Source organism: Zoogloea dura, assembly GCF_012927165.1.
Classification (GTDB): Bacteria; Pseudomonadota; Gammaproteobacteria; order Burkholderiales; family Rhodocyclaceae; genus Zoogloea; species Zoogloea dura.
Genome location: NZ_JABBGA010000019.1, coordinates 30,444 through 50,805, shown reverse-complemented (window position 1 = coordinate 50,805; position 20,362 = coordinate 30,444). Strand labels below are relative to the sequence as shown.

Annotated in this window: 11 protein-coding genes; 8 read left to right on the top strand and 3 right to left on the bottom strand. The window is 61.4% G+C overall.

Annotated features, from left to right (window positions below; genetic code table 11):
- The first annotated feature begins 53 nt into the window (after positions 1-53).
- On the top strand, positions 54-710 hold the full coding sequence (locus HHL15_RS19095) for a glutathione S-transferase family protein (RefSeq protein WP_169147400.1): 657 nt from the start codon (positions 54-56) through the stop codon (positions 708-710).
- Positions 711-775: 65 nt separating this feature from the next.
- Here the strand turns inward: HHL15_RS19095 and HHL15_RS19090 are convergent, their stop codons facing one another.
- On the bottom strand, positions 776-1,825 hold the full coding sequence (locus HHL15_RS19090; RefSeq protein ID WP_169147399.1) for a patatin-like phospholipase family protein: 1,050 nt from the start codon (positions 1,823-1,825) through the stop codon (positions 776-778).
- A gap of 315 nt (positions 1,826-2,140) precedes the next feature.
- Here HHL15_RS19090 and HHL15_RS19085 point away from each other — a divergent pair, with 315 nt between their 5' ends.
- The 5 genes from HHL15_RS19085 to HHL15_RS19065 all read left to right on the top strand — a co-directional run bounded on the left by HHL15_RS19085 (position 2,141) and on the right by HHL15_RS19065 (position 18,393).
- The gene (locus tag HHL15_RS19085) at positions 2,141-3,412 is read left to right on the top strand and encodes a glycosyltransferase family 4 protein (RefSeq protein ID WP_169147398.1); all 1,272 of its coding nucleotides are present in this window, start codon (positions 2,141-2,143) and stop codon (positions 3,410-3,412) included.
- The gene (locus HHL15_RS19080; protein WP_169147397.1) at positions 3,406-4,356 is read left to right on the top strand and encodes a hypothetical protein; all 951 of its coding nucleotides are present in this window, start codon (positions 3,406-3,408) and stop codon (positions 4,354-4,356) included. The genes HHL15_RS19085 and HHL15_RS19080 overlap by 7 nt, the downstream gene beginning before the upstream one ends.
- A gap of 15 nt (positions 4,357-4,371) precedes the next feature.
- Complete coding sequence (locus HHL15_RS19075; RefSeq protein ID WP_169147396.1) at positions 4,372-14,706, top strand: calcium-binding protein; 10,335 nt, start codon at positions 4,372-4,374, stop codon at positions 14,704-14,706.
- 114 nt (positions 14,707-14,820) lie between these two features.
- Positions 14,821-16,959 (top strand): type I secretion system permease/ATPase, encoded by a 2,139-nt coding sequence (locus HHL15_RS19070; protein ID WP_169147395.1) that lies wholly within the window; start codon positions 14,821-14,823, stop codon positions 16,957-16,959.
- A 3-nt stretch (positions 16,960-16,962) separates the two neighbouring features.
- A complete protein-coding gene (locus tag HHL15_RS19065) occupies positions 16,963-18,393 on the top strand; it encodes an HlyD family type I secretion periplasmic adaptor subunit (protein WP_169147394.1) in 1,431 nt (476 codons plus the stop codon).
- A gap of 11 nt (positions 18,394-18,404) precedes the next feature.
- Here HHL15_RS19065 and HHL15_RS19060 read toward each other — a convergent pair whose 3' ends face one another.
- Both HHL15_RS19060 and HHL15_RS19055 read right to left on the bottom strand, forming a co-directional pair.
- Positions 18,405-18,731 (bottom strand): type II toxin-antitoxin system RelE/ParE family toxin, encoded by a 327-nt coding sequence (locus HHL15_RS19060; protein WP_169147393.1) that lies wholly within the window; start codon positions 18,729-18,731, stop codon positions 18,405-18,407.
- Positions 18,732-18,733: 2 nt separating this feature from the next.
- The gene (locus HHL15_RS19055) at positions 18,734-19,090 is read right to left on the bottom strand and encodes a type II toxin-antitoxin system Phd/YefM family antitoxin (protein WP_235943516.1); all 357 of its coding nucleotides are present in this window, start codon (positions 19,088-19,090) and stop codon (positions 18,734-18,736) included.
- A gap of 187 nt (positions 19,091-19,277) precedes the next feature.
- On the opposite strand from HHL15_RS19055, the gene HHL15_RS19050 reads away from it, so the two are divergent.
- Positions 19,278-19,964, top strand: coding sequence for a CsgG/HfaB family protein (locus HHL15_RS19050; RefSeq protein WP_169147392.1), 687 nt, complete (start codon positions 19,278-19,280; stop codon positions 19,962-19,964).
- A gap of 23 nt (positions 19,965-19,987) precedes the next feature.
- Positions 19,988-20,362, top strand: coding sequence for a DUF4810 domain-containing protein (locus tag HHL15_RS19045; protein ID WP_328825066.1), 375 nt, complete (start codon positions 19,988-19,990; stop codon positions 20,360-20,362).

Below are 20,362 nucleotides of genomic sequence, written 5' to 3'. Positions count from 1 at the left end.
TTTGCTTGAAACAAGCCGGCAATCCCGCTTCGCACGCTTCGAGGAGACACCCCATGGCCGCCGCCGCCCTCACCCTGAGCAGCAAGAACTATTCGTCCTGGTCCCTCCGCGGCTGGCTCATGGCCCGCTTTGCCGGACTGGACTTCAGCGAGGAGATGGTCGAGCAGGATGACCCCGGCGCCCGCGCCGAACTCCTGTTGCTGGCCCCGTCGGTGCGCGTGCCGCGGCTCACCCATGGGGCCATCTCGGTGTGGGACACCCTGGCCATCGGCGAATACCTCAACGAGCTCAAGCCCAAGGCCGGCCTGCTGCCCGCCGACCCCGCCGCCCGGGCCCACTGCCGCTCGATCTGCGGCGAAATGCACTCCGGTTTCAGTGCCTTGCGTGCGGCCCTGCCCATGAACCTGAAGGCCCGTTTCCCCAAGTTCACCGTGTGGTCACGCGCCCAGGGCGACATCGAACGGGTCACCGAAATCTGGCGCGACTGCCTGCAGCGCTACGGCGGCCCCTACCTGTTCGGCACCGGGCGCACCCTCGCCGACGCCATGTACGCCCCGGTGGCCACCCGCTTCCTGACCTACGACGTGCCCCTAGACGCCGCCTGCGCGGCCTATTGCGCAACCATCATGGCCATGCCGGAAATGCAGCCCTGGATCGACGCGGCCAGGCTGGAACCCGACGACATCGAGGAGCTGGAAGTCGAGTTCTGAGGCAATCCATCCGGCGCCCCGGCGCACCAGCGCGAGGCACGCGCCCGCCGGCGGTGCGCAGCGCTTCAGCTGAACAGGCCGTCCACGTCCGCCGTCTCGCGATGGCCCAGCGCGCCCTGGTGCAGGCGCAGCCAGCGGGCCGCCCGGGCGCGGCCCAGGTCACGCAGTTCGTGCAGGAAGGCCCGCGTCGCGTTGAGCTTGCTGCCGTTCCCCACCGCGGCCAGCTCCTCGGCCTCTATCATGTGGAAGCGTAGCGACATCAGCTTGCGCTCGAAGCGCCCCAGCGGCATCCAGCCCTTGCCCTCCCCGATGTAGGCCCGCGCCTGGGCGATCATGCGCATCTCGCGCAGGAAGGTCGTGGAGAAACCCAACTCCATGCTGCGCGCGGCTATCTGTTCCGCGCTGCGCGGCGCCTCCTCGCGCACCAGGGGGTTCAGCAGCACCAGCACGATGTCCGGCGCGGCGCACTCGTACATCAGCGGGTAGACCGCCGGATTGGCGGTGAAGCCTCCATCCCAGTACGCCTCGCCCTCGATCTCCACCGCATGGTGCAGGGTGGGCAGACAGGCCGAGGCCAGCAAGGCCTCCTCGCTCAACTCCGCCGTGCGGAACAGGCGCACCTTGCCGGTACGCACCCGCGTCGCCGCAATGAACAGCTTCAGCTGACAGTCCCGCCGCAGCCGCTCGAAATCGAAGCGCGCCCGCACCACGTCGCGCAGCGGGTTGAGCTCGAAGGGATTGAGCTGGTAGGGCGAGAAATGCCGCGTCCACTCCAGCATCGCCACCAGCGGCCCCGGCAGCGAACCATCGCCGGAAGGGTTGAAGCTGTGCAGCAGATCCAGCTCGAAGGGCGTCGAATCCGCCACCGCCTCCCAGAACCCGGCCAGGCTCTCCCGCGCCCCCTCCGGCCCGCCCGTCATCCAGCCCTGGGCCAGCGCCACCGCATTCATCGCCCCGGCACTCGTCCCGCTCACCCCGTCCAGCGGCAAGCCTTCCTCCAGCAGGCGGTCGAGCACCCCCCAGGTATACGCCCCATGCGCCCCGCCCCCCTGCAAGGCCAGGCTCAGGGCCGGCGGCCCCGCATCCGGCTTCGCCCACCAGCGTTTTGCAAACATCGCGGACCTCCTTCAAGAGAATTGCTGCAATGCACAATACCTGAAGAGTGGACGGGGGTGGGTTACGGAAGTTCAGGGGTGGGGGTTATCGCTCCCCTTAGAACCCAAGCGTCGTGTGGCATGACGGCGTACCAACGCTGCTGAAAAATTACAAATTCAACAAAACAACAATCCATCACAGAATTTAAATGACATTTATCACCAAGCCCGAAAGCATATATTGAAATAAAATATCCACCCATCTTGAGCATCCAGGCGCACCTGTCCCGGCTCTCGATCAAACACCATCCGCTCACGGGAAACCGCCAGGCTTCGATGCGTATCCTGCTGATCCACCAGAATTTCCCGGGCCAGTTCCGGCACCTTGCCCAGGCCTGGGCCTACCGTCCCGACCTGCAGGTCGTCGGCATCGGACGCGACCGCGCCCCGGGGATTCCCGGCCTCAACATCCTGCGCTACTCGCCCCACCGCGCGCCGCATTCCCATCAGCACCCTTATCTCCGCCAGATGGAGAACGCGGTTCTCCATGGCCAAGGCATGCTGCGCGTGCTGCTCACACTCAAGAACAAGGGCTTCGTGCCCGATGCCATCGTGGCCCACCCCGGCTGGGGCGAAACCCTCTACGCACGCGACGTCTTTCCCAACGCCCGGCTCATCCACTTCTGCGAGTGGTACTACGGCACACCCGGCGCCGACCTGGGCTTCGACCCGGAGTTTCCGAGCACCCTCGACGATGCCGCCCGGGTCCGCACTTGGAAGGCCCTGCACACCCTCAATCTTGAGCAGTGCGACCTCGGCGTCAGCCCGACTCATTGGCAATGGAGCCGCCACCCGGAGACACACCGCTCGCGCATCCACGTCATCCACGAAGGCATCGACACCCAGCACCTCAACCCCGACCCCAAGGCCTGGATCCGCCTCCGCTCCGGGCTCGTCCTGCGCCAGGGCGCCCCGGTGATCACCTACGTGGCCCGCAACCTGGAGCCCTATCGAGGCTTCCACGTCTTCATGCGCGCCCTTGAACAGATCCAGCGCCTGCACCCCACCTGCCATGCCCTGATCGTCGGCGGAGACGGCGTGAGCTACGGCCGGCGCCCCAAGGACGCCCCCAACTGGCGCCGGAAGATGCTAGCCGAGGTCAAGCTCGACCCCACCCGCACCCACTTCCTCGGCAAGGTCCCCTACGCCACCTACCGCCGCATCCTGCAGATCTCGGCGGCCCACATCTATTTCATCTACCCCTTCGTGCTGTCCTGGTCTGCGCTCGAGGCCATGGCCACCGGCTGCCTCCTCATCGGGTCGCGTACCGCCCCGGTCGAGGAAGTCATCCAGCATGGCCACAACGGGCTGCTGGTGGACTTCTTCGACATCCAGGGCCTCGCCACACAAACCATCGAAGCCCTGGCCGAGCCCCAACGCTTTACCGAACTCCGGCGCCAAGCCCAGCAGACCGTCCGCCAGTCCTACACCCTGGAGAAGGGCATCGAGGGCTATGCGCGGCTGCTTGGAATCCCCGCCCATCCGCCCCCCACTCCATCCACAGGCGCCGCGCACTCCACGGCAGCAAACGAGGTTTCACCATGCTAGAACTCGGCCCCGGCGCAGACATCCTGCGCGGCATCGGCATCCTGATGTGGATGTTCATCATCGGCATCCTGGTGGGCGCCTGGGCCCTGCCCAACACCCGGCCCGGCAAATATCTGGCCGTCGCCACCGTGCTTGGCCTGCTCATTGCCTTTCCGGGGCGCTGGGCCTGGGAGCGGCAGAAGCGCAGCGACCACTACCACGCCCGGCTCCAGCAGGCCCGCGCCCACTTCCAGGAACGCTGCAAGAACGCCGGCGAGAAGATCTACCGGACGGTGGAGGACGTCGAGGCCATCGCCATCCTGCGCAAACGCCGCCACGGCGGCACCTTGCCCCAGATCGTCGAAGACCCTTTCGGGGCCGTCGGCAATCCCTGGGAAAGCGACTACCCACTCTCCTTCCTCCTTCCGCGGAACAAGGAGGGGCAATTGCTTGGAGGGTGGATGGGGGGGTATGGCGGAGAGCGCCATGTCTGGAACCAACCCGGCTATGCCTACCTCGACCTGCGCGACCAGGACGACGACAGCATCACGCGCCACACCCTCGCCATTCAGATCTCCCCGGGAGACACCACCGACTCAGCGGGGGCTCAGCCCCAGCCAGATCCCGTACGCACGCCTCTTTACCGCTTCGTCGTCAACAAATTCCCCTCCCCTGGCCCGCTGCCCCGCTACGGCGTCATCTTCGAGGATCTCACCACCCCGGAAGAGCGAGCCCAATGGATAGCCGGCAGTGCATTCCGCGTCTTGGATCTGCAAACCAACGAGATCCTCGCCGAACGAATCGGCTATTTCATGGACGAGGGAATGGGCTCGACGGGGGGCTCGCGAACGCCGTGGGAACAAGCTAAACAATGGTCCTGCCCTAAATATACCATTGACATAACCTATAGATATTTTTGGGACAGAGATTTCACTGAGCAAGTTCTTAAAATTAAGAACCGGTAAATGGAGAAAGAAATAATGTCAAACGACAGTATTCAAAATTTTCTGAAGTATGCCAATTTACAAATGGCCGCAGAGGCGACTCTCGAAAAAGGGAGTAATATTGGCTCACCGATTATCACATCTGGCATCCCCGTACTTCCACCAAAATACCTAACCGACGGCAACAACCACGCCAGCAAATTTCCTTCCCCCCTCGCTTCCAGCTTCCTCGCCGAAGGCTGGGAAATCATCGCCCACCAGCCCAACACCAGCACCGGCTTTAGCGCCACCCTATTCAAGAACAATAAGACAAAAGAACTCGTCATATCCTTCCGCAGCACCGAGTTCGTCGACGACGCCGTACGCGACAACCAGGCCACCAACAAGATGGAGATCAAAGAGCACGGCTGGGCGCTCGGGCAGATCGCCGACATGGAAGCCTGGTGGGAGAAGCTCCAGGCCAACGGCGTGCTCACCCGTGACGCCAAGGTTACTGTCACCGGATACAGCCTCGGTGGGCACTTGGCCACCGCATTCTCACTGCTTCACGGCACTGAGCGGGTCAGCGCGGTCTATACCTTCAACGGTGCTGGCGTTGGCGACGTGCACTCCAATACATCCCTGGACGCTGTCATCAGCGAATTCCAGCGCAGGAGGACGAATACGGATGGGGAACAGATCCGCTTCAGTGACGCACGAATCCAGAAACTCTACCGGGATATTCGGTCCAAATTCAATGCAGGCACCAGACCCACTGATGCGGATTTTGAACTTATCGATCGCACCGCTGGATCGGTCTCAGAAAAAGGCATCATTCGCCAAGCGCTGACGAACATAAGAACAATATGGGCAGAAATAGACCGTGTCGCCGCTCTCAAAGAATACAGCGAAGGCACCAAGCCCGTCGCGGTCTCCGCGCTCTCGACAGACGGGCGCACCGTACAAATCGAGGCCGTCAAGCTCGATTACCAGCTTGCCGTACTGATGGCCGATCCCTCCATATCACCCTATCGTACCAACGTTGCGCTCAGCGGCTGGGATGCCATTTCCAATCGAAACCTCAGGGGCACAGTCGTCGGACTGCCCAGTTACGATATCTATGGGGCACAATCCCCATCCGGAGTCGCCAACTCCCAATGGCATTACGGGAAAGGCACCCCGATCTATATCGAGGACCAGCCGCTTGCCCGCGGAGACGTCTTGCTCAGCGCCTTGGTTGAAACGGTCAATTATGCCGATGCCAAACTGCTTGTCGACTACTACACCACCAACGATTTCGGCGACACCCACAGCCTCGTTCTCCTTGTGGACTCCCTCGCGGTCCAGGATCTGTTTGCCCGCCTCGCCCCCCTCGTCACCAGGGAAGAACTAGCCGGCATTTTCAGCGCCGCTACCCACACAGAAAGAGAGACCATTCTCTTCAGCCAGGGCAAGGCCGAAGGCTACACCCTGGAAACCATCCTGGATGGCTTGTTCCTGACCGTAACGGGCGTCGATCGGCGCCTGCGCTTCCTGCGGACGGGCGCCGGGGAGTCACTGGACACCGGCAACACCTGGCACGACATGACCGCCCGGGAAGCACTGCACTCGGCGATCTCCGACCTCAAGAACAACGACGCCTTCAAAGCCCTCGCCGGCAAGGTCACCCTCGTCACCCCCACCACTGACCCCAACACCGCCCGCACCGACTTCGGCCAGTTCCTCGCCCTCGTCAACCTCACCCCCTTCGCCCTCAAGACCACCGACGCCGACGCCCTGGCCGCACTCAAGAAGGCCAACGAGGCGCTCGCCCAGGCCTGGGCCGCGGATGCACAACTGACCTCGACCCAGCGTGCCGCAGGCCAAGGCAATTACTCCGACCTCTGGCTCGCCGATCGCGCCGCCATGCTCAGTTGGCTCCAGCAAGCCAACAAAGATAACAATCCAAACTTGGAGTCCAGCAAGATCGGTAAGGAGGCATGGGCGTTCAATGACCTCGAATCCGGCCAAAACATCACCGTCCGGCCTGATGGCGCATTCGTGGCCATCACTCCTCATAAGGTCGAATTCGGCTCGACTGCGGACGACGCCCTCTCTGGCGCCGAACTCACGGACCACCTCTTCGGCGGCGACGGCAACGACACACTCACCGGCAACAGTGGCGCGGACATCCTACAGGGGGGCCAGGGCACCGATACCTATATCGTCAATGCCAGCGGCGGCGGGGACATCATCGTCGACAGCGATGGAAAGGGCGTCATCAAATGGTCTATTTCCGGAACCCAGTACACCCTGGCGGGCAGCAAGAAGCTCTCCAATGGAACATGGATATCCGAGGACAAGCGCTTTGTCTTTTCCCTGACGGCGAATGCGGCAGGGGGCGACGACCTGAATGTGGCGGCGGACGGCGGGGTGTTGCGGGTCCGGAATTTCTCAAGTGGCCAATTGGGGATCACTCTGGCCACCGAAGACAGCCCCAAGCCCACCGGTGCGGGCACGGCAGGCAATGATTTTCTGAGTATGGGAGGAGCAACTCAGGCTTCGGGCTTGGCAGGCAACGACCTCTTTAATGGCGCGGACGGATCGATTGATGAATGGGTTGATGGAGGTGCAGATCGCGACATCTTAATCGGACGTGCTGGAGATGACACTCTTTTGGGAGGCACGGGGGACGATCTCATCATCGGCGGCAACGGCGCGGACTTGATCGATTGCGGAGATGGTGCGGATGTGGTGCTCGCCGGCACGGTGTATCAATACCACAAGGACAACCAAATAATCAATCGAGCCCGCAGCTGGGATGGCTGGTGGTCGTTTGAAGCAGATTACTGGCAGATAAAGATCTTGAGTCAGGATCAATTGGTTTACATCGATGACCCGGCCGCTCAGGAGTATTGGCACCGTGACTCTGAATATGACCCATCATTCTCCTACGGCTATCACACGTTTATGTTTCAGTATTCCTATAGCGCCGGCGCTCCACCAACCACAAGTGGTATCGATAGGGACAGTTCGATTACTCCAGCAAGTTCTCGTATGGCTCTCGGCGCCGATACAATACTCGGGGGGGCAGGCAACGATATAATAGGAGGCTCTGGAGCGGACGATCTGATCGACGGAGGAGAAGGAAATGACATTATCTCTGGCCTAGAAGGTAATGAGCAGCTTTTTGGAGGAAAAGGTGATGATCAGATAGCCGGCAATCAGGGCAAAGACTTGGTTGACGGCAACAGCGGCAATGATAGGCTGTGGGGCGGTATTGATGCAGATACGATCCTCGGATCAGGTGGCAATGACTATATCCATGGCGATTTTGGCGCGTCCGGCTTTGAAGTGCCCGCAACGATCTATGCCCTATCCGGCAATGACCTCCTCCTCGGCGGCGATGGAGAAGACTCCCTGCGTGGCGACGGTGGAAACGACACCTTGTTCGGCGAAGCCGACAACGACCTGCTCGTCGGCGATGACGCCAATCTGAACATCACTTATCACGGCAACGACCTGCTGGATGGCGGAACCGGCAGTGACACTCTATCGGGCTTGGGCGGCAACGATTCGCTGTTCGGTGGAGAGGGGGCCGATTTCCTGGTCGGTGATAACGACGGCGCCAACCCCTTGCCCGATGCAACCCCGGGTGCAGACTGGCTGGACGGCGGAGCCGGCGATGATCAACTGGAAGGCAACGACGGCAATGACACCCTGATCGGCGGCATTGGGCTGGACATCCTATCGGGTGGGGACGGCGACGATGTCTATATCTTCGAGAAGGGCGACTTTCTTGTCGATGCAGAGGGCAAGAGCGACGCGATCATCGACAGCGGCGGCAATGACATCATCCTTATCAAGGGATATCGGCGTGACGAGGCCTACCTCACCCAGGCCAACGGAGACCAGGATTTCGTTGTGCTCAGCACCTTGGGCGGCGAGTCCATCCAGGTATCGGAGTCGTGGGGTAATACCATAGAGAAAGTACTGTTCCAGGATAGCGGGAGCCTCGCCGCCCAGCAGTCGTCGCAACCCTCCCTTCTACGCACAGCATTGGCCGCCGAAGCATCCTCCGAGCAGGCCTCGGCAACCGCTTTCTGGAATGAAGGTTACTCGGAGGTTTCGTTCCAGGAGCTCTTCTCCAGGAGTCCCTACACCCTCAACTGGACGGGTAAAGGGAATACCGCCGATGCCTTTTTTGGCGGCACCAAGGATGACTCGATCCTCGGCAGCGACGGCAATGACCAGCTATTTGGCCACGCGGGAAATGACTGGCTCGATGGCGGCAGGGACAACGACACCCTGAGCGGGGGGCAAGGCAACGACTGGCTGCTTGGGGGCGAAGGCCAGGATGTGATCCTGCTCGAGGACGACTTCGGGCACGATCTGATCACCGAGGACACGCAGATTACTCGCCAATTCCAGGACACCATCCGGTTTGCCGGCTCCGTGACCCAGTCATCCTTGTCCTTCTTCCGAAACGGAAATCAGCTCGTCCTGTTCAAGGATCCTGACAACTGGGCCGCTGTATCCGAGTATTTCGGCCCTGCGGGAGCCCCCTCCATCGCCCGGATCGAGTTTGCGGACGGCGGCAGCATGGACTACGCCGCGGTGCTATCCCTGTGCGGCACGGATGCGAACGTTAGTATCGGCTTTGGCACCCAGGGCGATGACGCAATCGACGCACGCGGCTCCGCCAACATCCAATCCACAGTGTTGTTATTCGATGGGAACGACACTTTCCTGAACACCCTTGCCGCCCGTGACAAGGTCTTCGGGGGCAACGGTAATGACACGATTTTCGGGGACGACCCCGAGGAATTCAATACGATGTATGCGTCCCCCGAGGCCGCAGATGCCGTATATAAAGCCGACTATCTCGATGGCGGGGACGGCGATGACGAGTTGTACGGTGGAAGCGGCAAGGACACGCTGCTGGGTGGCAAGGGCGACGACCTGCTGTGGGGCGGCAAGGGAGATGACGTTTACCTGATCAATGTCGGAGATGGCTCCGACAGGATCATCAACTACGAGAAGACCCCGACCGACACGGCAAATGACGAGGTGCGTTTTGGGGAGGGTATCGTTCCGGAAGACCTGACGCTGCTTCGTTCGGGCAACGACCTGCTGGTGACCGACCGGGAATACCGATTTCAACTCAACATTCAGGGTGCTTTCTCAGGTGGGCAGGATCTCTCATCATTTTCCTGCGTGGACCTTTTCCGCTTCTCAAATGGGCAGACCTGGACCCTGAGCCAACTGAATGAACGGGTACAGTACAGCACGCCTGGAGACGATGTCATCTACCTGCAAGGCGGCTTCAGGCTTGTCCATGCCAACAGCGGCGATGATGAAATATGGGGAACCAGCAATCCCGACTCAATTTACGGCGACGACGGGAATGACAGTCTGCACGGAGAGCCCGGCATAGACAGCCTGATAGGCGGAAAAGGAGATGATACCTATTGGGTCAGCAATCCTGGCGCAGAAAGGTATGTGCCCACAACACCAGAGTTCGAGGACATCGTTATTGAAGAGGTCGACTCCGGCACCGATACCTTGGTGGTGGACACCTTCAACGCAACCCTTCCCGATAACGTTGAGAACCTTGTCGTTTCAGATATCAAGCAGATATCCAACCGCTACTCCGGCGACCCCTGGATGCTCACATACAGCGACCACTGGTATCAGGGCAACAGCCTGAATAACGTGATCGACAGTTCCGCGGCCCATCGCCCCCCCATGTTTGCAAACGTAAAGCTCCACGGTGGAGGCGGGTCGGATACATTGATCGGGGGGATCAATGACGAGACCTATTTCGTAGACGATCCGACTGACGTCGTCATCGAAACGGGCTCGGGAGACGCCGAATCCACCGACGGGGTCGAGGCATCGTTCAGCTATGCCCTCCCCGACCACGTGGAAAACCTGAGGCTGACAGCCGAGAATACCCGCGGAGAAGGCAACGCGCTCAACAACGTTCTGACCAGCCAAGGCGGCAGCACTCTCGTTGGGGGAGACGGCGATGACACCTATTTCACGCCGGCATCGAGCACAGTGGTCGAAGCTGCCAACGGGGGCTTCGATGTTCTGAACATAGTGAGAGACACCTCACTGGCGGAAGGCGACGGCATCGATGGGACGTTCCGGATCACCGACTACGCCAACTTCGAAGGCCTCACTCTGGCAGGTGGCAACAATCCCATCCTAATCGGCGGCGACGGAAGCGATGTACTGGAGATAAGCAGTGCTTGGACGGGAACCATCGAAGGAGCAGCGGGAAACGACAGCCTCTTCCTTCTTTCGACAACCGGCGGACAGGTCGACGGTGGCAACGGCAACGACTATATCGAGAGCCGTCCCTTCAGTGGCAACAGCGGCTTACCGACGGGCCTCATACTTGGCGGAGAGGGAGACGACACGATCAACCTCTTCGATTCAATTTACACCGTCGATGGAGGCAGCGGCAACGACTCGGTCAAGCTTAACGGACGCGGAGCCTACATCCGATTCGGGCCGGGAAGCGGCATCGACCGAGTCGAGTGCGCTGCCGATGAATGGACCGAGATCCAACTGTCCTCGGGCATCCGCCCTTCCGACATCACCCTGACCAAGGAAAATGGCGAAACCGTCCTGTCGCTATCGGACGGCAGTCGCCTGACCATCCAGGGCACATCTCCGTCCCTCCGTTTCGGCGATGAGTTTTGGGATGCGAGCATGGTCGAAGCCTATCTGAATGGTGACCAGCGAATCACCGGCACGGTCGGGAATGACACGCTCTCCGGCGGCAACGGATCGGACTCCATCATTGGCGACGCCGGAAATGACGTCATACAGGGGCTCGGCGGCAATGACAGCCTCAACGGAAACGAAGGAGACGACCTCATCCATGGCGGTCAGGGCAATGACTCCATCACGGCAGACAGCGGGCAGGACACGCTGTTCGGTGACGACGGTGATGACACGCTTGAGGGAGGAGACGGAAACACCACGATTGAGGGAGGGGCCGGGAATGACCGCATACTGATGGGACAAGGCAGCGACCGGCTGATCCTCTCCGGTGATTTCGGGAATGACACAGTTCAGTGGTTCCGTAGCAAGAATGACTCCATCGTTATTTCCGGCATTCAAGGTCCAAATGCCCTCAAGCTCTCGACAAACACGCACATGAGTGATCTCTTGATTGAGGTCATCGGCACTGGCAACAAGGTCACACTCGCAGGTTTCTTCTCGCCTGCTGTCGAGTCCAACAACATAGACGAGACCAGGATCGGGATATCCGACGGCATTGGTGGACTCAGGTGGCTGACCGCAGACGAAATCAAGGCCGACCTCCTGGGCGCCACTGATGGCAATGACACGTTGTCTGGCTTGATTGGAAGTGATGACATTCTCTATGGTCTCAAGGGCGACGACGACCTGTCTGCGCTGGCCGGCGCCGACACCCTGATCGGAGGAAGCGGCTCGGACACCTACCGTTTCACACTCGACGGCGGCTTCGATCGAGTATTGATCGACAACGCAGCAACGGATGGCTCTCCTGACGATATCGATAGGATTGCATTCCGGCAGTATTCATCGCCACCCGACTCCGTCGAATACCTCCGGATCAAAGACGATCTGATCATCAACGCCAGTCGCTATGACAATTCTCGTCGAGTCGAGGTTTCAGGCTATTTTTCCGCGGATGGAACGACCGGTCGCACTGTCGATTTCATCTCGCTCGGCGAGTCCGGCTCCCCCTCAAGTGGATGGTCCTATGCCCAGATCAAGTCCAAGGCTGTTACGGCGAGTGGCCTGGCGATCGAGGGTAACGACGAAGCAAACAATATCTTCGGAACGATAGGAGACGACACACTCGGCGGTGGAGCGGGAAATGACTCGATCGACGGCGGAGCCGGCAACGACCTCGTCTCTGGAGGCTTGGGCAATAACACCTACCTTTTTGGCAAAGGGGATGGGCAGGACATCATTGCCTCCTTTGAGGATACAACGGCCGGCAAACTCAACACCCTGCAACTGAAGCCCGGTGTGCTTCCCAATGAGATCCTGGTAAGCCGCTCAGGCGCTGATCTGCGCATCAGCATCAGTGGCACCGGCGACACGGTCACCCTCAAGGACTTCTTCTACCAGGACAGCCCCACCAGCACCCGCAATCCCGTCCAGCAGCTCAGATTCGTCGATGGCACCACATGGGATCTGAACACCATCGTCGCCAAATTGCTCCCGGCCAATCTGGACCTTGCCGGCACGGCAGCAGCAGACACCCTGAACGGGAGCGCGGGCAATGACACGCTCTACGGCCAGGCGGGTAACGACCAGCTCCATGGGCACGGTGGCAATGACCAGCTCTTCGGGGACCGTGCCAAGGCTACCATCGTCGTCTCGGCCAGGGCCACGCTGGCCGCGGGCGTCGGTGCGCAGATGGAGGTCTGGCTGGATGGCAAGAAGATCGGTTCGATAGTGGTCGACTCCACGACTACCAAGACCTACCAGTTCACCACCGACCTCAACATCAGCACGGAGGCATCAAAGCTCGACCTCCTGTTCACCAACGATGCGGTCATCAATGGCGAGGATCGGAACCTCATCGTCTCGTCCGTCAAGCTCAATGGCCATGAGATGAAGCCCACCGATCCGGGCGTCACCCTCGACAAAGGCGGCGGCGCGACGGCTTTCGACAACAAGGACGTCATCCCGGGGCAGGCCGGCCTCTACTGGAACGGCGCATTGCGCTTCACCCTCCCTGTCAGCGTCTTCGGCAGCGCAGGCGCTGACTCGTTGTTCGGCGACCAGGGCAATGACACCCTCGACGGAGGGGCCGGTGACGATCTGCTCGATGGAGGTGAAGGGAGCGACCTGCTGACCGGCGGGGCGGGCAACGACACGTACGTCGTCGACCTTGCCGGAGACGTGATCACCGAGCTGGCCGCTGGCGGCACCGATACGGTCCAGGCCTCGCTCACCTACACCCTCGGCGCCCAGCTCGAGAACCTCACCCTTACCGGTGGCAGCGCCCTCAACGGCACCGGCAATGCCCTCGCTAACATCCTCATCGGCAACGCCAACAACAACACCCTGGATGGCATGGGTGGAAACGACACGCTCTGCGGGGGAGCGGGCAACAATACTTACCTCTTCGGCAAGGGTGATGGTAATGATCTGATCACCGCCTTCGACGATGCCACGGCAGGCAAGCTCAATACCCTTCTATTCAAATCAGGAGTGACTACCGACGATGTGTCCCTAGGTCGCAGCGACGGGGACCTCGTCATTACACTCAGGGGCACCAACGACTCTGTCACGGTCCAGGACTTCTTCAAAGAAGACTCTTCCGCCAATTCACGCAATCCCGTTCAACAGATCCAGTTCTCCGGGGGACCAACCTGGGATCTTTCCACCATCAAGAACATGGCCTTCCTGGGCTCTGTCGGTCCTGATTCGCTCAGCGGAAGCACGGCCGCCGACACCCTCTACGGCCAGGCGGGTGCCGACCAACTCCATGGGCTCGGTGGCGATGATCAACTCTTCGGGGACCGCACCAAGGCCACCATCATCGTCTCGGCCAGGGCCACCCTGGCCGCGGGCGTCGGTGCCCAGATGGAGGTCTGGCTGGATGGCAAGAAGATCGGTTCGATAGTGGTCGACTCCACGACCACCAAGACCTACCAGTTCACCACCGACCTCCACATCGGCACGGAGGCATCAAAGCTCGACCTCCTGTTCACCAACGATGCGGTCATCAATGGCGAGGATCGGAACCTCATCGTCTCGTCCGTCAAGCTCAATGGCCATGAGATGAAGCCCACCGATCCGGGCGTCACCCTCGACAAAGGCGGCGGCGCGACGGCTTTCGACAACAAGGACGTCATCCCGGGGCAGGCCGGCCTCTACTGGAACGGCGCATTGCGCTTCACCCTCCCCGTAAGCATCTTCGGCAGCGCGGGCGCCGACTCGCTGTTTGGCGACCAGGGCAATGACACGCTCGACGGAGGGGCCGGCAACGATCTGCTCAATGGAGGGGCGAATAGCGATACCTACATGTTCAGCCGCGGCACCGGCTCCGACAGGATCATGGAAGACGACGCCACCGTTGGAAACACCGATGTCCTCTCCATTGGCGCTGGCGTGACAGCAGATCAGTTGTGGTTCCGACGCGTCGGCTCCGATCTGGAAGTGAGCATCATCGGCAGCGCTGACAAAACAACCATCGACAACTGGTTCAATGGCAGCGCTTACCACGTCGAGCAGTTCAAGGTCACGGACGGCAAGACCCTGTTGGACAGCCAGGTGGATGCCCTGGTCTCGGCGATGGCCGGCTTTGCGCCGCCAGCAGCGGGCCAATCCACCTTGCCTGCCAATTATCAGAGCAGCTTGAATCCGGTGATCGCCGCCAACTGGCATTGAGTCGACATCCGTGAGGGACGGCGCCCGCTAACACAGGGGCCGTCCCTTCATCAAACCTTCCCAGCCAACGCCGCCCTGCCTTGCATGAGGCAGGACAACTTGCGCCTTCCGACCATGACAAACGACTCATCATCGAATACAGACAGCGGCCTCGTCTGCCTCGTGATGCTGGCCCGCCTGCACGGCATTGCCGCCGACCGCGCCCAGCTCGCCCATCAGCACGCCCCGGAAGGCCGCCACCTGGGGACATCGGAGATTCTGCTGGCCGCCCGTCAGCTCGGCCTGCAAGCTAGGCTGGTCAAGACACGCCTCGACCGCCTTGGCCGGACACCCCTGCCGGCCATCGCCCTGTTCAGGTCCACTCCCGACGCCCCGGCACGCTTCGTCATCCTCGCCCGGGTCGAAGGCGGGCAGGCTTTGATCCAATGCCCCCAGGCCGGCAAGCCCGAAACCCTACCCTTAGCCGAACTTGAAGCGCAGTGGTCCGGCGAGTTGATCCTGTTCACCTCCCGTGCCTCACTCGCGGGGGAGATGAGCAAGTTCGACTTCACCTGGTTCATCCCCGCCATCATCAAGTACCGCGTCCTGCTCGGAGAGGTGCTTTTCGTGAGCCTGGCCCTGCAATGCTTCGCCTTGGTCACTCCCCTGTTCTTCCAGGTGGTGATGGACAAGGTGCTGGTGCATCGTGGCTTCACCACCCTGGACGTCATCGCCGTGGGACTCACGGTGGTGGTGATCTTCGAGATCGGACTCGGAGCGCTGCGCAGCTACGTGTTCTCCCACACCACCAGCCGGATCGACGTGGAGCTTGGCGCGCGTCTGTTCCGCCATCTGCTCGGCTTGCCCCTGGCCTATTTTCAGGCACGGCGCGTCGGTGATTCGGTGGCCCGGGTGCGGGAGCTCGAGAACATCCGGAGTTTTCTGACCGGCAATGCCATCACCCTGGTGCTGGATCTGCTCTTCTCGGTGGTCTTCATCGCCGTCATGGCCTACTACAGCGGTTGGCTGACGCTGATCGTGGTGGTCTCTCTGCCTTGCTACATGATCGTGTCCCTCGCCTTCACACCGCTCCTGCGCGCGCGCCTGCACGAGAAATTCAACCGGGGTGCGGAGAACCAGGCCTTCCTGGTGGAGACCATCAGCGGCATCGACACCGTCAAGGCGATGGCTGTCGAACCCCACTGGACCCGCAAGTGGGATACCCAGCTCGCCGCCTACGTCGCCTCCAGCTTCCGCACCGCCCTGGTGGGTACCCTGGCCAACAGCGGTGTGTCGCTGATCGGCAAGCTGGTCACGGTGGCGACGCTCTACGTGGGCGCGCGCCTGGTCATCGACAACCAGCTCACGGTGGGACAGCTGATCGCCTTCAACATGCTGGCCGGACAGGTGGCGCAACCCGTGATGCGTCTGGCCCAGTTGTGGACCGACTTCCAGCAGACGGGCATCTCGGTCCAGCGCCTCGGGGACATCCTTAACACCCGCACCGAAGTCGCCTCGGCCAAGAGTGCCCTGCCCCCCCTGGCAGGCCGGGTCACCCTCGATGAGCTGACGTTCCGCTACCGGCCGGATGGCCCCGAGGTGCTCAAGGGCATCTCATTGGATATCAACCCGGGCGAGGTCATCGGGATCGTCGGCCGCTCCGGGTCCGGCAAGAGCACGCTCACCAAGCTGGTTCAACGCCTCTATGTGCCGGAGCGGGGGCGCGTGCTGGTGGACGGCATAGACCTGGCGCTGGCCGATGCCAGCTCCCTGCGCCGACAGATCGGCGTGGTGCTGCAGGAGAATGTCCTCTTCAACCTCAGCATTCGCGACAACATCGCCCTCGCCGACCCGGGCGCGCCCCTGGAGGCCGTCATCCAGGCCGCCAAGCTTGCCGGTGCCCACGACTTCATCCTGGAACTCTCCGAGGCCTACGACACCCTGGTCGGCGAGCATGGCTCCACCCTCTCGGGCGGCCAGCGGCAGCGCATCGCGATTGCCCGCGCCCTGATGACCCAGCCCCGCATCCTGATCTTCGACGAGGCCACCAGCGCCCTCGACTATGAAAGCGAACGCATCATCCAGAACAACATGAAAGCCATCTGCCAGGGCCGCACGGTCCTCATCATCGCCCACCGCCTGTCTGCCGTACGCGATGCGAACCGCATCATCGTGATGGACCGGGGCCAGATCGTGGAAGCCGGCTCCCATGCCGAATTGCTGCGCCGGGAGGCAGGCCACTATTCCCGGCTGCACCGGCTTCAGGCGGGCTGAGCCATGAGCGCACTTATCCTCCGCCTGCAGGCGGCTGCCGACCTCTTCGAACGCTATGGGCGGGTATTCCGCCATATCTGGGCCCGACGCCAGGAGCTGGACAGCCCATCGCGCCTCGCCCACGAAGCCCAGTTCCTGCCGGCCGCGCTGGCACTCCAGGAAACGCCTCCGTCTCCGGCCCCCCGGGTCACAATGTGGTCCTTGATCGTCTTCGCCTTGCTGGCGCTCGCGTGGTCGATCTTTGGCCAGATCGACGTCGTCGCCAGCGCCCAGGGCAAGATCATCCCCAGCGACAAGACCAAGACCATCCAACCCCTTGAAACGGCGACGGTCCACGCGATACATGTCAAGGACGGCCAGGCGGTCAAAGCCGGCGATGTCCTGGTCGAACTCGATGCGACGACGACGGAGGCCGACCAGGCGCGCATCCGCAACGACCTGACCGTCGCCCGTCTCCAAGTGGCCCGGGCAAACGCGATGCTGGCCGCCATCGCCAGTGGCCAGCCTCCCCGCATCAAGCCCACACCAGGGGTGGACGCGGCCCGGCTCCGGGAGGCTGAGCGGCAACTGATGGGGCAGTACGACGAATACACCGCAAAGCTGAACCGGGTAGAGGCCGACATCGCCCGCCGGAACGCCGAGATCCGCTCGACCCGCGAACTGGTCGGCAAACTCGCACAGACCGCCCCCATCGCCAAACAGCGGGCCGACGACTTCAAACGTTTGGTGGACGAGAACTTTGTGTCACGGCATGGCTACCTGGAACGGGAGCAGGCCCGGATCGAGCAGGAAGGCGACCTCGCCGCCCAACGCAGCCGTCTCAACGAACTGGAAGCCGCACTCCGGGAGACCCGGGGCGAGAGAGCCGAGATCATTGCCGAAACCCGACGCGCAAACCTCGACAGCCTCAACGACGGCCAGCAGAAGGCTGCCACCTTCGAGCAGGAACTGCTCAAGGCCGACACCCGCAACCGCTTGATGCGCCTCACAGCGCCGGTGGATGGCACGGTGCAGCAACTGGCGATCCATACCCGTGGCGGTGTCGTGACACCCGCCCAGGCGCTGATGATGATCGTCCCCAAGGACGACCCTGTGGAAGTCGAAGCCTTCATCGAGAACAAGGACATCGGCTTCGTGAAGCCGCAGCAGGAGGCCGAGATCAAGATCGAGACCTTTCAATACACCCGCTACGGCACGATCCACGGCCAGGTCGGCTCGGTATCCCACGACGCCATCGAGGACGAAAAGCGCGGGCTGATCTATTCCACGCGGGTGAAGATGGAGCGCTCGGCGATGAACGTGGATGGAACGGAAGTGCGTCTTTCACCCGGCATGGCGGTCACCGTCGAGATCAAGACCGGCAAGCGCCGGGTCATCGAGTACTTCCTGAGTCCACTCATCCAGACCACCACCGAGAGCATGCGGGAGCGTTGAATACTTGTGGATCACTGGTTGATCAGCCGCTTGAAGAGATGCGTTCTGAAATCTCTTCTTGTATGGATGAACATATGGATCAAAACCATATGTTCATCAAACTCATACACAACCCGTGTCTGCCTGACCAGCGTGCATCTGACGTTTGCAATGCCAAGTTCCTTCAACTCGTCAATGTGGCTGCCAATCTCCGGGCTGATCCTTATGGCTTTGAAGGACTCTCTGTATTCCGCGCTGACGTCATTCCAGACAGAATCACCGAACTCCTTCAGGACATGCTTCTTGATGTCCCTGAACTCCTCCTTGGCACTGTCAAGGATGACAATCCTGCGGGGCACGGTCAGTCGTCCATTTCATCAAGAAAGGCCTCGGCATCGCTGAACTTGCCTGCGTTGAACTCCTTCTTTCCCAAAGCCAGCAGCTTCAACAACGCCAGAGTTTCCTGCTGCTTTTCATACTCACCAATATCCATGACAACCATCTTCGCTTCACCATTCTGAGTAATGATGATGGGTTCAGGATTGACGGCAAATTCCTTGACGATTTCTGCCGCACTGGACTTCAGGTAGGTGATGGGCCTGATATGTTCTGCTAGGGACATGATGGCTCCTTGAGACCAGAAGGTCAGAATACGGACCGAATTATGACCCGTCAAGAGTCGACTGGGTATGCCCTGCCGGATCAACACGGTGCGCATGGTCGGCTCGAAAGGCATCGTATCCGCCACCGCCCCCCGGAATCCCGCCAGGCTCTTACTCGCACACCACCGCTCCTCTCATCCAGGCCACTACCCCGAGCATGCGGGGCGTGGAATCGGCGTTGCGCCACCACTAAGCCCTGACGCATACTCTAAATTCATACCCAATCCGAGCAAACAACTCACCATGCCCCGATCCAGAATCACCACGCTCCTCACCGCCCACTTCCTGATGGGCAGCGCCCTGCTCCTTGGAGGCTGCGCCACCGAACAGTCCCGCAGCCTCGAAGTCGCCAAAGTCGCCTCCGCAGGCACCGCCTACACCGGCGTGCGCAACCCCATCTCGGTGGGCAAGTTCGACAACCGTTCCAGCTTCATGCGCGGCATTTTCACCGATGGGGTCGACCGGCTGGGCAGCCAGGCCAAGACCATCCTGATCACCCATCTCCAGCAGACCGGCCGCTTCAACGTGCTGGATCGGGACAATATCTCCGAGATCAAGCAGGAGGCTGCTTACTCGAAAGCCGCCCAGTCGATCCGCGGGGCCACCTACGTGATCACCGGCGATGTCACCGAGTTCGGCCGCAAGGAGACTGGCGACAAGCAGCTGTTCGGCCTGCTCGGCCGCGGCAAGTCCCAGGTCGCCTACGCCAAGGTCAGCCTCAACGTGGTGGATGTGCAGACTTCCGAGGTGGTTTTCTCGGCCCAGGGAGCGGGTGAATACAGCCTGGACAGCCGTGAGGTGATCGGCTTTGGCGGGACGTCCAGCTACGACTCCACCCTCAACGGCAAGGTGCTCGACCTGGCCATGCGCGAAGCCGTCAATCGCCTGGTGGATGGCATCCATTCCGGCGCCTGGCAGCCTGGCCGCTGATGCGCTGACGAGGACACGCCACCGTGACACGACCGCCCCTCTCCCGCATCCGCCTTGCCTGCGGCCTGTCGATCGCCGCAGCCCTGCTGGCCACCGGCTGTGCCAGCCGCCCCAAGCCGCTCTATCACTGGGGCGACTACCAGGCCCAGGTGTATGGCCATCTCACCCGGAGCTCCGGCCCCGATGAACAGATCGCCGAGCTGGAGGGCGGGCTCGAGGAGGCCAGGGCCAAAGGTCGGAACGTGCCTCCGGGCTACCTCGCCCACCTGGGCATCCTCCACGCCCAGCGCGAACACCCCGACCAGATGCTCAAGTACTTCGAAGCCGAGAAGGCCCTTTACCCGGAAAGCGCGACCTACATCGACTTCCTGCTGCGCAAGTACCCGCGCCCGCAATAA

Bases quoted from the DNA above. Each gene is read 5' to 3' on its own strand.
- HHL15_RS19070 (WP_169147395.1), top strand. From the start codon at position 14,821: ATGACAAACGACTCATCATCGAATACAGACAGCGGCCTCGTCTGCCTC.
- HHL15_RS19050 (WP_169147392.1), top strand. From the start codon at position 19,278: ATGCCCCGATCCAGAATCACCACGCTCCTCACCGCCCACTTCCTGATG.
- HHL15_RS19075 (WP_169147396.1), top strand. From the start codon at position 4,372: ATGTCAAACGACAGTATTCAAAATTTTCTGAAGTATGCCAATTTACAA.
- HHL15_RS19055 (WP_235943516.1), bottom strand. From the start codon at position 19,090: ATGCGCACCGTGTTGATCCGGCAGGGCATACCCAGTCGACTCTTGACG.
- HHL15_RS19090 (WP_169147399.1), bottom strand. From the start codon at position 1,825: ATGTTTGCAAAACGCTGGTGGGCGAAGCCGGATGCGGGGCCGCCGGCC.
- HHL15_RS19085 (WP_169147398.1), top strand. From the start codon at position 2,141: ATGCGTATCCTGCTGATCCACCAGAATTTCCCGGGCCAGTTCCGGCAC.
- HHL15_RS19080 (WP_169147397.1), top strand. From the start codon at position 3,406: ATGCTAGAACTCGGCCCCGGCGCAGACATCCTGCGCGGCATCGGCATC.
- HHL15_RS19065 (WP_169147394.1), top strand. From the start codon at position 16,963: ATGAGCGCACTTATCCTCCGCCTGCAGGCGGCTGCCGACCTCTTCGAA.
- HHL15_RS19095 (WP_169147400.1), top strand. From the start codon at position 54: ATGGCCGCCGCCGCCCTCACCCTGAGCAGCAAGAACTATTCGTCCTGG.